10 protein-coding genes are annotated in these 15418 nt (G+C 73.7%); 4 read left to right on the top strand and 6 right to left on the bottom strand.

The window, feature by feature from the left end; translation table 11 throughout:
- Positions 1–25: 25 nt before the first annotated feature.
- Positions 26–1648: a TROVE domain-containing protein gene (locus tag BUE44_RS07100; protein WP_073494960.1), complete on the bottom strand. Its 1623-nt coding sequence runs from the start codon at positions 1646–1648 to the stop codon at positions 26–28.
- A 425-nt stretch (positions 1649–2073) separates the two neighbouring features.
- Between BUE44_RS07100 and BUE44_RS07095 the strand changes: the two genes are divergently transcribed.
- The gene (locus BUE44_RS07095) at positions 2074–3015 is read left to right on the top strand and encodes a DUF5996 family protein (protein WP_073494958.1); all 942 of its coding nucleotides are present in this window, start codon (positions 2074–2076) and stop codon (positions 3013–3015) included.
- A gap of 213 nt (positions 3016–3228) precedes the next feature.
- Here BUE44_RS07095 and BUE44_RS37035 read toward each other — a convergent pair whose 3' ends face one another.
- Positions 3229–3687, bottom strand: a complete 459-nt coding sequence (locus BUE44_RS37035; protein WP_143172480.1) for a hypothetical protein — start codon at positions 3685–3687, stop codon at positions 3229–3231.
- A 375-nt stretch (positions 3688–4062) separates the two neighbouring features.
- Between BUE44_RS37035 and BUE44_RS07085 the strand changes: the two genes are divergently transcribed.
- Together BUE44_RS07085 and htpG are read left to right on the top strand one after the other, a co-directional pair.
- Complete coding sequence (locus BUE44_RS07085) at positions 4063–7149, top strand: DEAD/DEAH box helicase (protein WP_407640006.1); 3087 nt, start codon at positions 4063–4065, stop codon at positions 7147–7149.
- A gap of 89 nt (positions 7150–7238) precedes the next feature.
- Entirely contained in the window at positions 7239–9176 is a 1938-nt protein-coding gene (gene htpG / locus BUE44_RS07080; RefSeq protein WP_073494954.1) for a molecular chaperone HtpG, read from the top strand.
- Positions 9177–9385: 209 nt separating this feature from the next.
- Here the strand turns inward: htpG and BUE44_RS07075 are convergent, their stop codons facing one another.
- From BUE44_RS07075 to BUE44_RS39210, 4 genes are all read right to left on the bottom strand, one after another.
- Entirely contained in the window at positions 9386–10768 is a 1383-nt protein-coding gene (locus BUE44_RS07075) for a helix-turn-helix transcriptional regulator (protein ID WP_073494951.1), read from the bottom strand.
- 132 nt (positions 10769–10900) lie between these two features.
- Positions 10901–12808 carry a M1 family aminopeptidase gene (locus tag BUE44_RS07070; protein WP_073494949.1) on the bottom strand — a complete coding sequence of 636 codons (1908 nt, stop codon included), beginning with the start codon at positions 12806–12808 and terminating at the stop codon, positions 10901–10903.
- Positions 12809–12973: 165 nt separating this feature from the next.
- Complete coding sequence (locus BUE44_RS07065; protein WP_073494947.1) at positions 12974–13843, bottom strand: hypothetical protein; 870 nt, start codon at positions 13841–13843, stop codon at positions 12974–12976.
- A gap of 296 nt (positions 13844–14139) precedes the next feature.
- Positions 14140–14274 carry a hypothetical protein gene (locus BUE44_RS39210; protein WP_265737149.1) on the bottom strand — a complete coding sequence of 45 codons (135 nt, stop codon included), beginning with the start codon at positions 14272–14274 and terminating at the stop codon, positions 14140–14142.
- Between the two features lie 445 nt (positions 14275–14719).
- Between BUE44_RS39210 and BUE44_RS07060 the strand changes: the two genes are divergently transcribed.
- Positions 14720–15406 carry a DUF4232 domain-containing protein gene (locus BUE44_RS07060; protein ID WP_073494945.1) on the top strand — a complete coding sequence of 229 codons (687 nt, stop codon included), beginning with the start codon at positions 14720–14722 and terminating at the stop codon, positions 15404–15406.
- Positions 15407–15418 lie beyond the last annotated feature (12 nt).

The following is a 15418-nucleotide window of genomic DNA, read 5'->3' as shown; positions in this document are numbered from 1 at the left end:
AGTGTGGCAGCAGGCCGGAAGCTCCCTACCGCCAGGGCCAGTCGGCGCGGCGGCCCGCCTCCAGCAGCGGGATCATCCGGAAGGCGTGGTCGGTCAGACCGCCGAAGGTGTGCCGGCGGCCGTGGCCCGAGGGGGTCGCGCCGGCGACGTAACCGGCCATGTTCCACATGTAGACGGGGACGTCGGGCGGCACGAGCGTGTCGATCTCGGTCGGCGGCATGCCGCCGTGGGCGGCGGCGTTCGACGGGAGCCAACCCGCCCTGGTCTGCTCGTCGGTGATCACCACCACCCGGTCGTGCCCGGCGAAGTGCGCCTTGACCGCCGACGGGATGTCGGTGCCGTCCTGCCGCCCGAAGGCCTTCACCAGCCGCAGCACGCTGGCGCCCTTCGGCACGCGGACGACCTTGTTGCGTATCCCGAACTCGACCAGCGTGGGCGCCTGCGCCCGCACCGCGAGCGCCGCGCCGAAGAGCGCGGCCTGCTCGGCCAGCGGGATGTCCGAGCTGTTCGGCGTCGAGAAGGAGTGGCCGGGGAACATCGACAGCGACCTGTCCACCAGGATCAGCGAACGGCCCTCCAGGGCCGGCACGTTGGCCAGCGACAGATTCACCGCCCGCTCCAGCGCCTGCGCCCAGCGCAGCGAGTCGGTGTGCTTGTACGCGGCCCAGAACCGGAAGGGCAGCATCCGCGAATCCGCCACCTCCCGCGGGTCGCTGATCCGCCGCGCCACCTGCTCGGCGACGTCGTCGCGGAGACCGGCCCTGTCGAAATTGCGCAGGTTGCGGACCAGGGCGAAGATCCCCATGGACGGGATGACCGCCTCCCAGGCGGCCGCGTCCATCGGGCCCTGCAACCACCCCGCCAGCGCCTCCCACGTCATCCCGGCCGCCGCGAGCCGCTCCCCGGCCGCCGCGTCCCGCACCGACGCGCGCCGCCGCTCCACCGGTTCGGCCAGCAGCTCGGCCCGCGCCCGCAGGACGCCCAGCGGTTCGGGGATCGACTCCCCCCGCCCGTGCCGCCGGTCGATCGCGTGCCGGAACAACTCCCCCTGCCAGGGCGCCCGCGGCGCCGGGTGCACCAGCTCCAGGACGTCGCCGAAGCGGAAGCCGGCGGCGGCGGAGTCGTACTTGAGCAGCGCCTTCTCCGTGTACAGCCCGCCGATCGCGTCGGCGACACCGCGCTTCACCGGCTTGGGCACCTGCCGCCCGTAGCGCGACATCCAATACGCCAGCAGCTCCCCCGGCTCGTCGGCCCGCCGCAGCACCGACGCGACGACCTCCCGGTTGCTCACCCCGTCCCCGGCGGCGCCGGCCGCCAGCCGCGCACGGACGAACTCGGCGGCCCCCACGATCGCGGCCGTCCGCATGTTGCCCTCGCCGCGCAGCCAACCCAGCAGCCCCGCCGTCCACTCGGCGTCCTCGACCGCCGACTCCCGCACCAGCTCGCGGAACCGCTCGTCGCGGTCGGACCCCTTCTCGTAGAAGGTGTCCGTCCCGACGAAGTCGGCGACCGCCAGCAGGAACAGCTCCGACCTGGCATCCCGCCGGTATCCCGACGCCCCCTCCGCGGTCGCCACCCGCTCCCCGGTGCTCCGCACGGGCGACGCGGCCGCCGCCGCGCGCAGGCGGCGGGTATTGAATCGGGACATACGTATCTCCCCCTCACGGGATCAGGAAGCCACGACGACACGGAGGGAGAACGCAGCCCGCAGCGCCCCCCGCACCCGGGGGGCGAACCTGCGGCTGAGCCTCCCGAGATCAAAGCGGCTGCGGATCGCGGGGTTCGATCCCCGCTCGCCCGAGGGCGATTCGCCAGAAGAAGTAACCGCGGCCTGCGCACCGGGAGGTGCAAGACGTCGTGCCTGGACAATAGCCCGCGAGGTGCGTGCCGTGTCGGCCTATTTACGCCGCCGGGCCCGCGCGGACGCCCCCGCCGGGGCCTTCGCCACCGCCGCGCGGGTCCGTCCCCTTCCGTCCCCCGTACGGCGCCCCCGCGCTGGCGCGCGTGCCGCGGGGCGGACAGGATGGATCGGCGGGCACCCGTACGGACAGGTCACCGACCCTGGAGCGCGATGTGGACGTCTTTCCGCCCCTGCCGCTGGAGTCGTGGCGGGACACGAAGGAGACGCTGCACCGCTTCCTGCAGATCGTCGGCAAGATCCGGCTGGAGGGCAGCCCGCGCCGCAACCACTGGTGGAACGTGCCGTTCCACCTGACCGGGCGCGGGATCACCACCCGCCCGATGGGCCCGATCCACGGCGGCGACGCCTTCTGCATCGACTTCGACTTCGTCGCGCACCGCCTCGTGGTGCGGACGCTCTCCGGCCGGGAGGCGTCCTTCCCGCTGGCCGAGCGCTCGGTCGCGGACTTCTACCGGGACACCCTGACCGCGCTGGTCGCCCTCGACATCGACGCGGCGCCGCAGCACCCGTATCCCTACGACCTGCCGGACGCGCGCCGGGCCTTCGCCGAGGACCGCGAGCACCGCAGCTACGACCAGGCCGCGGTCAGCCGCTACTGGCAGATCCTGAGCCAGGTGAACCTGCTGCTGGAGCAGTACGCGGCCGGCTTCTCCGGCAAGACCAGCCCGGTCCACCACTTCTGGCACACCTTCGACATCGCCGTGACCCGCTTCTCCGAGCGCGAGATCACCCCGCCCGCCGAGGCCGACCCGGTCACCCGTGAGGCCTACTCGCGCGAGGTGATCAGCGCGGGCTTCTGGTTCGGCGACGACACCGTGCCCGCGCCCGCCTTCTACTCCTACACCGCCCCCGAGCCGCCCGGCCTGCCCGACCGCCCCCTCCACCCGGAGGCGGCCCGGTGGTCGGAGGCCCGCGGCAGCCACATCGCGCTGCTGATGTACGACGACGCGCGCGCGGCCACCGACCCGTGGTCGACCACCCTCCGCTTCCTGGACAGCGCCTACCGCGCCGGTTCCGAGCTGACGCACTGGGATCGCCGCCGCGAGTGCCCCGGCGGCATCACCGACCCCCAGCTCCGCGGGGACCCCGCCTGAGCCGCTGCCGGGGGACCCGTCACGGCTGGAAGTGGTCCGCCCTCATGCGGCTGACCGTTCCGGCGCCGTCCGGTCGTTCCTGACCGTCCCTCTCGGCGTGACCTCGAAGCTTGGCATGGCCAGATCTCCACCCCCGCGCCCGGCGCCGTGGCCAGACGGGTCAGGGGCGCGGGCCCGCGCCGCCGCCCAGCCTTCGGGCAGCGCCTGTCCGGCTCAGTAGTGCCAGTGCGGCCGCCCGGACTCCATGACGCAGGTGATGGATCGGCCCTTGGCGTCGGTGGTGGTGGCGCCGAGGTCCGCCTTCCTGCAGAACTGCCCGGCGGTGTAGCAGTTGCCCGCGTTGGAACGGATGCTGCACACGGCGGCCTTGCGGGCCGGCGGGGTGGTCCGGTGGACCGGTCGCGCGGTGGTGTGCCGCACGGGCGCCTTCGGCTTCGTCGTGTGCGGGGCGCTCGTCCTCCTGGCCGCGGTGGGGCTCGGCGACGGGGGCGGCGGGGTCGGCGAGGCCGACGGGGATATCGAGGCGGACGCCGAGGCCGGCGGCGTCGTGGCCGTCACGGTGCTCGTGGTCGGCGCCCCACCCGCGTCCGATACCCCCGCCGGGCCGCACGCGGCGAGCGTGATCGCGGCGATTCCGGTGGCGACTGCGACAACTGTGCGAACGATCTTCATGTCCGGCACGCTAGAGCCGCCCGGAAGCCGCCCGCGGCGGAAACGGGCACAGCTACGCTGCGTGCGCCTGCCCGCATAGACGAACCGCCCGAACCGGGCGTACGCGCGCAGGCCTCGCGGTACCGGATCAGCTCGTACCGCCAGGTGCGCAATGGCCCGGCGCCGATCCGGCCTCCCCCGACGCGACGCCGCCGGAGCCTCGCCGCGCGGACGGCTGGCGGTCTTCGGGGCTGCCGCCTCGGACTGCTCCGGCATGCGCGCGGCCCGTGTGCGCAGGGGGGAACGGCCTTCCGGGGGGACGCGGCAGCGCGGGGGTGTCGGTGGCGGCGGTTAGCCTGGCCCGGGCGGGACGGATGCGGGAGTAGGTGCGGTGGCGTGGCAGGGCGCTCATGGCCGGTGGCGGGCACCCCCGCCGGCCGCGTCCCGGGCGCGGTGCCGCAGCCGGTCGCCGTGGACCGGGGACGGCTGCTCGCCGCGCTGCCCGCGCTGGCAGCCGGTGAGGCGGTGTTCCTCCCCGCCGACCCGCCCCGCGAGGGACACGTGGCCTTCTGGACGCCGGACGGCGACCCGCCCGACCTGGGGATCGAGCCGGCGCAGCTCACGGTGGCCGGCCCGGACGGGGCCTCCGCACGCCGGGTGAGCGCCGTCGTCCTGCCGGTGGAGCACGCCGTGCAGCTGCTCACCCGCTGCCGCGCCCTCGGCGCCACCGGCCGGGCATCGGCCGCCACGACCTTCTGGGGCGCGGCGGCCACCCTGGCCCTGAGCCTGCTCGCCCGCGGCCGGGTCCTGCCCGTGGTGACCCCGGCGGGGGCGGACGCCTGGGAGGCCGGTCCGCTGGACGTCGCCGATCGCGAGCGGATCGCCGCGCTCGCGGCGACGATGCCGCCGGGGGCGGGCGGGTGGCTGGCCGGTCCGCTGGACGTCGCCGATCGCGAGCGGATCGCGGCGATCGCGGCGCCGGGTCCCGGCGGGTGGTCGGGGGTGACCCCGGCGGGGGCGGACGCCTGGGAGGCCGGTCCGCTGGACGTCGCCGATCGCGAGCGGATCGCCGCGCTCGCGGGGGCGGGGCCCGGCAGGGAGCCGGCTCCGGTCGCGCTCCCGGCGGCGGAGCCGCTGCTGCGGGCGTTCCTGGACGCCGTGGCCGACGCGCTCACCCGTACGCCTGCCGCCAGGCACCGGCCGACCGGCCCGGCGGTCATCGCGGTGGCGCGGCCCGTGGCCGACGACCCGGCCGGGGACGAAGCCCCCGGGCTGGAGGTGTCCCTGCGCGTGGAGTTGGACCCGTCCGCGCAGGACGGCGAAGCCGCCGCCTTCCGTGTCGTCGTCCAACTGCGCAGCCTGGCCGACCCGGCGGCCCTCACCGACGCCGCCGACCTGTGGGCCGGTACGGCCGCGGCGCCCGAACTGTTCGGCCCTCGCGCCCGGTCGGACGTGGCGCGGGCGCTGCGCCGGGCCGCCCGCGTATGGCCGCCGGCCGAGCGGCTGCTGGCCGCACCGGCCCCGAGCGGTCTCGAGCTGGCCGGCGAGGAGGCGGCGGCCCTGCTCGGCCCGGCGGCAACGCGGCTGTCCGCGGCCGGAATCGCCGTGCACTGGCCGAAGTCGCTGGTACGCGGCCTGACCGCCACCGGCGTCCTGGAGCCGGCACGCGAGAGCCCGCGGTCGTCCGCGGAGACGCTCCTGTCGTCCGGCGGGGTGCTGGACTTCCGCTGGCGGGTCGCGCTCGGCGAGCGGGAACTCACCGCGGCCGAGCTGGAGAAGCTCGTGGGCACGCATCGGCCGATCGTGCGGCTGCGCGACCAGTGGGTGGTCGTGGAGGCCGGGTTGGTGCGCCGGCTGCGTCGCCGCAGGCCGCCGCTGACCGCGATCGACGCCCTGGGCGCGGCGCTGACCGGCACCGTCGAGGTGGACGGCGAGCGGGTGGAGGTGACGGCCGGGGGCGTACTGGCGGACCTGCGGGCCCGTATCGCGGAGCCCGAGCGCGAGCCCGGCCCGCCTACCGCACCCGCTTCCCCCGGACCGCCGGAGGCCCTGGCCGGGACGCTGCGGGACTACCAACTCCGCGGCCTGGACTGGCTGCACCGCATGACCTCGCTGGGACTCGGCGGCTGCCTGGCCGACGACATGGGCCTGGGCAAGACCGTCACCCTCATCTCGCTGCACCTGCGCCGCCAGGAGCAGGCGGCCACCGCGGGCCCCACGCTGGTGGTCTGCCCGGCCTCGCTGCTGGGCAACTGGGAGCGCGAGGTCCGCCGCTTCGCGCCCACCGCACCGGTCCACCGCTACCACGGCCCGGGCCGCGTCCTGCCCGATCCGGCGGCCCCGGAGAGCGCCGGTTTCGTCCTGACCACCTACGGGACGATGCGCCGCGACGCCGACCTGCTGGCGGCCGCGGGCTCCTGGGGCCTGCTGGTCGCCGACGAGGCCCAGCACGCCAAGAACCCGCACTCCCGCACCGCGCGGGCCCTGCGCACGATTCCCTCCAGGGGCCGCGTCGCGCTGACCGGAACCCCGGTCGAGAACAACCTCACCGAGCTGTGGGCCCTGCTCGACTGGACCACCCCCGGCCTGCTCGGCACGCTCCCCGCCTTCCGCGACCGCTACGCCCGAGCCGTCGAAGGCGACAGGGACCAGCGCGCGGCGAGCGAACTGACAGCCCTCGTAAGTCCTTTCCTGCTGCGCCGCCGCAAGTCCGACCCGGGCGTCGCGCCGGAGCTGCCGCCCAAGACCGAGACCGACCGGCCCGTGTCCCTCACCAGGGAGCAGGTGTCGCTCTACGAGTCCCTGGTCCGCGAGGTGATGGCCGAGATCGAGGGCACCGACGGCATGGCGCGGCGCGGCCTGGTGATGAAGCTGCTCACGGGGCTCAAGCAGGTCTGCAACCACCCGGCGCACTTCCTGAAGGAGCCCGCGGGCCGCGCCAAACTGCCGGGCCGCTCGGGGAAGTTGCAGCTGCTCGACGACCTCCTGGACACCGTCGTCGCCGAGGACGGCTCGGCCCTGGTCTTCACCCAGTACGTGGCCATGGGCCGCCTGCTGGAGCGGCACTTGACCGGCCGCGGCGTCACCACGGCCTTCCTGCACGGCGGTACACCGGTCGGCCGCCGCGAGCAGCTGGTCGACGCCTTCCAGGCGGGCGGGCACCGGGTGTTCCTGCTGTCCCTCAAGGCCGCGGGCACGGGTCTGAACCTGACCCGCGCCGGCCACGTCATCCACTACGACCGCTGGTGGAACCCGGCCGTCGAGGACCAGGCGACCGACCGGGCGTACCGCATCGGCCAGACCCGGCCGGTGCAGGTGCACCGGCTCATCGCCGAGGGGACGGTCGAGGACCGGGTCGCCGACATGCTCCGCCGCAAGCGCGAGCTGGCCGACGCCGTACTCGGAGCGGGGGAGGCGGCGTTCGGCGATCTGACCGACCGCGAGCTGGCCGACCTGGTCACCCTGCGAAGGCCCCGCCGCTGAGCGCCGTCTGATCTACAGTGCTGCGGTCAGTAACGGTCACCCCTGGTGACCTGAGAAGGACACAGAAGGACCAGAAGGGCCAACGGACCATGTCGACCGAGACGTTCGAGTTCCAGGTGGAAGCGCGCCAGCTTCTGCAGATGATGATCCACTCGATCTACTCCAACAAGGACGTGTTCCTGCGCGAACTCGTCTCCAACGCCTCAGACGCCCTCGACAAGCTGCGGCTCGAAGCGCTCCGCGACGACTCCCTCGGCGCGGACGTCTCCGACCTCCACATCGCCCTGGAGACCGACCCGCAGGCCCGTACGCTGACCGTGCGGGACAACGGGATCGGCATGTCGCGTGCCGAGGTGGTCGAGCTGATCGGCACGATCGCCAACTCGGGCACGGCGTCCTTCCTGCGGGAGCTGAAGGAGGCCGGCGACTCCTCGGCGGCGACGCAGGGCCTGATCGGCCAGTTCGGCGTCGGCTTCTACTCCAGCTTCATGGTCGCCGACGAGGTGACGCTGCTGACCCGGCGCGCGGGCGAGAGCCAGGGCACCCGCTGGACGTCCAGCGGCGAGGGCACGTACACGGTGGAGACGGTGGACGACGCACCGCAGGGCACATCGATCGTGCTGCGGCTCAAGCCGGCCGACACCGAGGACCAGCTGTACGACTACACGTCGCCGTGGAAGCTCCGGGAGATCGTCAAGCGCTACTCGGACTTCATCACCTGGCCCATCAGGATGGCCGCCCGCCCGGCCGAACAGCCGGACGCCGAGGCGGATGCGGAGCCGGACCCCGGCACCGAGGCCGAGCCGGAGACCCTCAACTCGATGAAGGCCCTGTGGGCCCGCTCGCGCGACGAGGTGACCGACGAGGAATACCACGAGCTGTACAAGCACATCAGCCACGACTGGACCGACCCGCTGGAGACCATCCGCCTCCAGGCGGAAGGCACCTTCGAATACCAGGCGCTGCTCTTCATCCCGGCCCACGCCCCGCAGGACCTCTTCCTCCAGGGCTACAAGCGCGGCGTGCAGCTCTACGTGAAGCGCGTGTTCATCATGGACGACTGCGAAGCACTGATGCCGCAGTACCTGCGCTTCGTCAAGGGCGTCGTGGACGCGCAGGACCTGTCGCTGAACGTCTCCCGGGAGATCCTCCAGCAGGACCGCCAGATCCAGCTCATGCACCGCCGCCTGGCCAAGAAGGTGCTCTCCACGGTCAAGGACATGATGTCCGCGCACCCCGAGCGGTACGCCACCTTCTGGCGGGAGTTCGGCCGTGTCCTGAAGGAGGGGCTGCTCGGCGACCCGGAGAACCGCGACGCCATCCTCGGTGTGTCCTCCTTCGCCACGACCCACGACAAGGACCAGCCGACGACGCTGGCGCAGTACGTGGAGCGGATGAAGGACGGCCAGGAGCACATCTACTACCTGACCGGCGAGTCGCGCCAGACCATCGAGAACTCCCCCCACATGGAAGCCTTCCAGGCCCGCGGCATCGAGGTCCTGCTGCTCACCGACCCCGTCGACGAGGTGTGGGTCGACACCGCCCCGCAGTTCGACGGCAAGGAATTCCGGTCCGTGGCCAAGGGCGAGGTCGACCTCGGCACGGAGGAGGAGAAGCAGCAGGCCGACACCGAACGCGAGCAGCAGCAGGAGCAGTACGCCCCCCTGCTGACCTGGATGGCCGCCCAACTGGCCGACCAGGTCAAGGAGGTCCGCCTCTCCTCCCGCCTCACCGTCTCCCCGGCCTGCGTCGTGACCGACACCCACGACGTGACCCCGGCCCTGGAGAACCTCTACCGCGCCATGGGCCAGGAGATCCCGCACGCCAAGCGCATCCTCGAACTCAACCCGGCCCACCCGCTGGTCACCGCCCTCCAGCAGGCCCACACCGCGACGCCCGACGCCCCCACCCTCCCCGAGACGGCCGAACTCCTGCACGGCCTGGCCCTCCTGGCCGAGGGCGGCGAAGTCCCCGACCCGGCCCGCTTCGTGAAGCTGGTGTCGTCCCGCCTGGAACACACGCTGTGAGCCTGGGCCCGTCCCCTTCCCCGGGTACGTCGGCCGGTTCGACGGCCGGTCCGACGGCCGGTCCGACGGCCGGTCCGACGGCCGGTCCGACGGCCGGTCCGTCGGCCGGTCCGTCGGCCGGGGGAGGGGCGGGCCTCGACCCGGCCGCGCGCCGGAGACCGTAAGAGAGCCGGCGGGACCGCCGGCCGCCGCGGTGCCGAGCCCGCCGCTCACCCCGTCTCGCCCCGCGCCATGACCGCGCGGGCCAGGGAGACGCGGGAGCGGACGGCGAGTTTGCGGTAGGCGCGGGTGAGGGCGGCCTCGACGGTCTTGACGCTGATGGTGAGGTGGGTGGCGATCTCGCGGTTGCTGGCGCCCTGGGCGACGAGCAGGGCGACCCGGTGCTCGGTGCCGGTCAGGGCGTCGAGCGGGGTGGGTGGCAGGACGGTCTCCGCCTGCCCGCCGGGCGTCAACGACGCGAGGTGGTGCGCGCGTTCGGCCGGGTCGTCGGCCGCCCCGGCGAGCGCGGCATGCACCCGGCGGCGTACGGCCGGGTCGGCGTCCTCGTAGAGGACCCGCGGCATCAGCGGCTGCGTGAAGCGTACGGTCCCGGTCGGCGACGGCTCGACGACGCCCAGCCGGACCGCGTCGCGTACGTCGGCCGACGCGGTGCCGAAGCCGGCCCGGCACAGCAGCGCCACGGTGGGGCGGGCGGCCGCGCTCGCGGCGAGCAGCGTGCGGCGGGCCCGCGAGGTCAGCGGGGTGAGCCGGCGCAGCAACAGGCGGCGCAGAGACGGCGGGATCGGCAGCGGACCGGCCGGGTCACGCCCGGTGGCGCGGCCCTCCTCAGCCAGCGCGCGGGCCAACTCCAGCGCGGCATGCGGGTTTCCCCCCGACGCCTCGTGCAGCCGCGCCAGTTGGGCGCCCGAGGGAGTAGGCCCCTCCTGCCCGGCGAGCAGCGCCGCGACCTCGCATGCGGTCATCGGCGGTACGGGCAGCGCCAGTACGGGCGCCGGGCACAGCGCCTGGGCCTTCCCGCTCCAGGCCCACGCCGGGCCGTAGGGGGTGCGTACGGCCGCGATCGCGGTCAGCGGCAGGCGCCGCGCGCGCCGGGCCACGAAGGCCAGCGCCTCCGCGCTGGGCCGGTCCAGCCACTGTGCGTCGTCCAGCACGAGCAGCACGGGGGAGCGCTCGCACAGCGCGGCCAGCGTCTTGAGCACGGCCACCCGCAGCGTGAGGACGTCGTCGTACGCGCTCCCGTACGACCGCCCGCGCGGCGCCTCCTCCCCGGTGCGGTGCAAGGCGGCCCGCAGCAGGGTCCGTTCACGGGACGACAGCGCCTCGAACGCCGGTGGGCCCACCTCGGACAGCAGGTCGATCATGCCGAGGAAGGGCAGGTGCCGTTCGGACTCCGCCGGCGCGCACCGCAGTACCAGGTTTCCGGCGCGTTCCGCCGCCAGGGCGGCCAGCACCGTGGAGCGGCCGATTCCCGGCTCGCCCGTGATCAGGACGCTGTCGCCCGCGTCGAGCGCGGCCCTGGCGGTCGTGAGCAGCGCGCTCCGGCCGGTGAGCCGCGCGTCCGCACTGCCCGATTCGATCCGGCTACTGACCATGCACCTGCCAACCTGAGAGGGTGATCTCAGTGTCGGAAGTGGCGCCCCCGCGGTCAATGCCGCCTCGCTCCCGCACGCGAGCGGCGGGCGCCTCCCCGCGAGGGGAACGCCCGCCGCCACGCCCTCCGACGGCTACCCGTCGATGCGGTGCGTGCTCCAGAACGACGTCAGGTCGGTCGACGTCGCCGCCTGCGCCGCCGCCTTGAACTCGGCGGTCGTGGACACCCCGTACCAGTGCGCCTGCGCGTAACTCCGCAGCAGCGACGTCATCGCGCTGTCACCGATGAGCCGCCGCAGATCGTGCAGCGCGCACTTCCCGTACCCGTACACCACCGTGGAGTAGCGCGACGAGTGCGCGTCCCAGTACGCCATCGAGTTGGTGATCTTCTCGCTCGACGACGCCCACGAGACGCTGCTCCAGCAGTTCGTCCCCGTCTTGCCGAGCGCGAGGTCCGTGGAGTAGTCCGCGAAGGACTCGTCCAGCCACGGGTTGTTGTACTCGTCGTCGCCGACGATGCCGTACCACCACTGGTGCCCCAGCTCGTGGGTGAGCGCGGTGCTGTCCACCAGGTCCAGGACGAAGCCCGGGTATTCCATCCCGCCGAACCAGAAGTTGTTGTCCAGCACGGCGTCCACCTCCGCGTACGGGTAGGCCCCGAACCGCCCGGCGTGCGCGTCGACCGCCGAGATCGACGTGGTGAGCATCGACTGGGCGTTCGCCGAGCTGATCCCGCTGACCGCGTAGACGTTGACCTTCACACCGGCCGGCGACGTACCCGACACCTTGCTGAAGGCGCCCGCGGCCCAGGCGAAGTCCCGCACCTTGGTGGCGGTGGCCGTGGTGACCGTACGGCCGGAGGCCCCCGGTGTGTCCACCGACGTACCGGTGGCGGGCACTTGGAGGCCCGTCGGGTGGTCGAGGGTGACCCGGAAGTCCGCGGCCAGCGAGTAGAACGACTCGCCGTTGTTGGTGTACGGGTCCAGGTGCCACCCGGCCCCGTCCCTGATCGCCAGCAGCGGCAGCGCGTTGCCGATGAAGCTGAACGCCCCGTCCCGCCCGAACCGGTCGGCCCCGCTGGGCACCACGATCCTCAGGTCGAACCCGACCGTGCCCGACTGGCCTTGGGCCAGTGGCGCGGGCAGCGTGATGTCCAGCGCCGTGCAACCGACCGACAGCGCACCCGCGGTGCCGCCCGACACATTGGTGACGGTGATCGGCGTCGTCGGGCACGAGCCGTGGTAGTTGTCCCACAGCCGCAGATAGACGTCACCCAGCGGCGACGGCGAGGCGTTGGTGAAGGTCACGCTCTCGTGCCCGGTCCAGGTGACGCCGGTCGCGTCGCTGGAGAGGCTGACGGTGTAACCGGGCGCGGCCGGTGTCCGGGTGGAGTCCGCGGGCGGCGGAGTCGTGGGCGGCGGTGTGGTCGGCGGCGGTGTGGTGGGCGGCGGGGTGCCGTCCCCCGAGGTGGTCAGCGACACGTCGTCGAGCACGAAGCTGGTCTGCAGCCCGGAGTCCTCGGTGCCGCTGAAGGCGAGGCTCACGTTCTGCCCGAGGTACGCCGACACGTCGAACGTCCGCTGCACGTACCCCGTCCCCGCGTTGAGGTTCGAGTACGTCGCCAGCGTGCCGCTGCCGAGCTTCACGGTGAGCTTGTCGTACGCCGTCGTGGTCGTCGTCTCGGCGGTGTCGACATGCACCCACACGGTCAGCGACGCGGCGCTGCACCCCGCCGGTATCGCCACCGACTGGCTGAGCGTGTCCGTATGGCTGGACCCGTAGCCGTTCAGCCATGCGAACGCGCTCCCGCTGTGCGCGCTCTGCCCGCCGCCGCTCGTGATCACCCCGCTCGACGCCGTCCACGGCGAAGTCCCGCTCTCGAAGCCGCCGTTGCCGACCACCTGCGCGGGCGCGCAAGCCGCGGCCCGGGCCGGGGCTCCGGCGCCGGTGGCGCCCGCCGTCCCGGCCACGCCCAGGCTCACCGCGAGGGCGAGCCCGGCCGCGCCCGCGCCGGCCATCAGGGAGAGAAGTCGTTTCCTCATCTACTCATCGGTCCTCTCGGAGGTGGGGGGATGAGCCGGCAAGTGCCACTGCCGTAAAGGAAGCTGAGCACGCCCGCTGCCCGCCGGTAAGGCCCGGCGGGCAGCGGTAGGGATATCCCTATGCGTTTCCTGTGCGCCTCGCGGGTGCCCCGGCGCGCGGGGTGCCTACGGTGTCACGCTGCCGTCGCTCTGACCCGGGTTGGGGGTCGGGCTCTGGCTCGGGGCGGGGGTCGGCGGGGCGGACGTCGGGCCGGCGGGGTTCGCCGGCGTCTGCGGGGTGCTGGGCTGCGGGGTCGAGGGGGTGGTGTGCGGGCTGGGCCACTTGCCGCCGTTGTGGCGCTGCGGGGTGGTGGTGCCGCCCTCGCCGGTCGTACCCGATGTGCCGGTCGTACCCGATGTGCCGGACGTGTCGGAGGGGTCGGGCGTGGGTGTGGGCTTGGTTCCGCCCGAGTGCGGCGAGCTGTGCCCGGTGACGGCGTTGCCGATGGTCGTACCGTGCCCGTGGCCGCTGATGTTCTCGCCGGCGACGGCCTCGTAGCCGGTGATCCCGCCCATGGTCAGCCCGAAGGCGATCACGAGGCCGACGACGGGCCGCTTCCAGTTCCTGCGCCGGCCTGCCCGGTAGGAGGTGGGCGCACCGTAGCCGTCGGGAAGGGGGCCGGGGCCGGGGGTGGTGCCCGTCGCGGGATTCCTGTCCGCCGGGTGGTGGGTGGCTTCGTGGCCGGTCGCCGGGAGCGGCCGCGTACGGTCCGGGGCGTCCGTGCGTGGCCGGACCCGGCGGATGGTCGGCCGGGCCTGGACGGCGACCACCTGCACGTGCCGACCGGTGCGCCGGAAGACGTGCTGGAGTATCGACCCGCCGCACGTTCCCAGAACGCTGACGACACCCGCGCCGACGATGGTCCCGTAGACCCCGAGATTGGACGCGAGCTTGGCGGCCACCACCGCGGCGACCGCGCTCCCGGCCACCTGCGGCACGCTCAGTCCCAGCCTGCCCTCGCGCTCGTCAGGGCCCGCCTGCTCCGGCGACGGCATGCGCTTCTCCGGTGACGGCGCGTGCTTCTCCAGTGACGGCCCGCTCTCCGTCCGCCCTGTCTCACCCGGGCGCCGGTCACCGCCCCATGCCTCGCCCATGCCGGACCCTGCCCGCCTCTCCCGATCGTCGTCGTGGGTTCATACGGACAAGCGGAGACAGGGGTTCCATTTGTCGCGTTTTCGTGAGGTACGCCACTGCCGCGGCCTCGTGCGGGTGGCGACGGTCCGTGCTCGTACCGTCGCATTCCGCGCAGGGCGCGGCAGGCGTGGGCGCGGGCGACGCCGGGATCAGCCGCTCAGGGAAGGTCGACGTCGTAGCCGCCCGCGGCTTCGATCAGCCGGCGCAGGGCGGGGCGGCCTCCGTAGGGGTGCCCGTCGGTGCCGTACCGGAGACCCAGCCGGTGCCACGGCCGCTGGTCCCGCCGTCCCACCAGCGCCAGCTGCGGCTGTCGGCCGCCCCGCCGGGGTCGAAGAGGTTGAGCCAGTCCAGCAGCCGCCAGTCCGCGTCCGCGTCCGTCCTGACCTCGGTCTCACGCTGCCGGCGGGTCAGCCCGTGCCACCAGGTCGTCCAGGAACCGGCAGCGCCCTCGCGTACGGGAGCCTCGGGCGCGCAGCGCTTTTCGGCTCGACGGGCGGCTCGACGGACGGTGCGGACGCCCGTCTGTCGGCCGGCCCTGGCCGCTGGGGGGCTGGGGTGAGCCCGGGGGCAGGCGCGTCGGCGGCGTCCGTGCCGCGGTTCCGCGGAAACCGGATCGGTGTGTAACAACGCGCTCCGGAACTGTCGTTCAGCCCGGATGCCGCAGTGACACGGCTGTTGCACGCTCCCCTCGATACTGATCACCACGTCGCCACCACGTTCGATCACCGGGAGAAACCGTGTCTCGTGCCCTGTGCACTGCCGCTGTCGCCGCAGCCGCCCTCGTTGCGTCTGTCGGCCTCGCTGCCTGCGACGCGGGATCATCCACGTCGGCGAAGCCGCCGGCCTCCACGACGCCGAGCGCGAGCGCCCCCGGGGCCGCGACCGCCACGGACGCACCGGGCACGTCGGACCCGACGGACCCGACGGACGCGGTCGACGCGAAGCCCGGCGCGGCCGGCGCGAAGGCGTCGTCCGCGGGCGGCAACGGCAAACCCGCAGCCGCCGTCACCGGCCGCTGCCACACAGCCGGGTTGAGGTTCTCCTTCGGCAACGGGAGCCAGGGCTACAGCAGTTCGGACGACCAGCAGCACCTTCAGGTCGTGATGACGAACACCAGCGGAAGGACCTGCACGGTCAAGGGCTTCCCGGGCGTGGACCTCAAGGCCGCGGACACCTGGTCCCTCGTCCGCTCCTCCGCGTCCAGCTCCGCCGTAACCCTCAAGCCCGGCGCCCGCGCGAGCTTCACGGTGACCTACCTCCCCTGGGAGGCTGGCTCCGGAGTGGAGTTCAAGGCGAAGAGCCTCGTCGTCACCCCGCCCGACGAGACCACCCCGGTCACCCTCACCTGGCCGGGCGGCAGCGTCCTGCGCCAGGACGGCGCCACCCACCCCGGCACGTACGTGGGCCCGGTCGCCACTTCTTGAGCAGGCAGGCCG

Source organism: Actinacidiphila paucisporea (genome assembly GCF_900142575.1).
Taxonomy (GTDB): domain Bacteria; phylum Actinomycetota; class Actinomycetes; order Streptomycetales; family Streptomycetaceae; genus Actinacidiphila; species Actinacidiphila paucisporea.
This window is presented reverse-complemented; position numbering and strand designations above follow the sequence as displayed.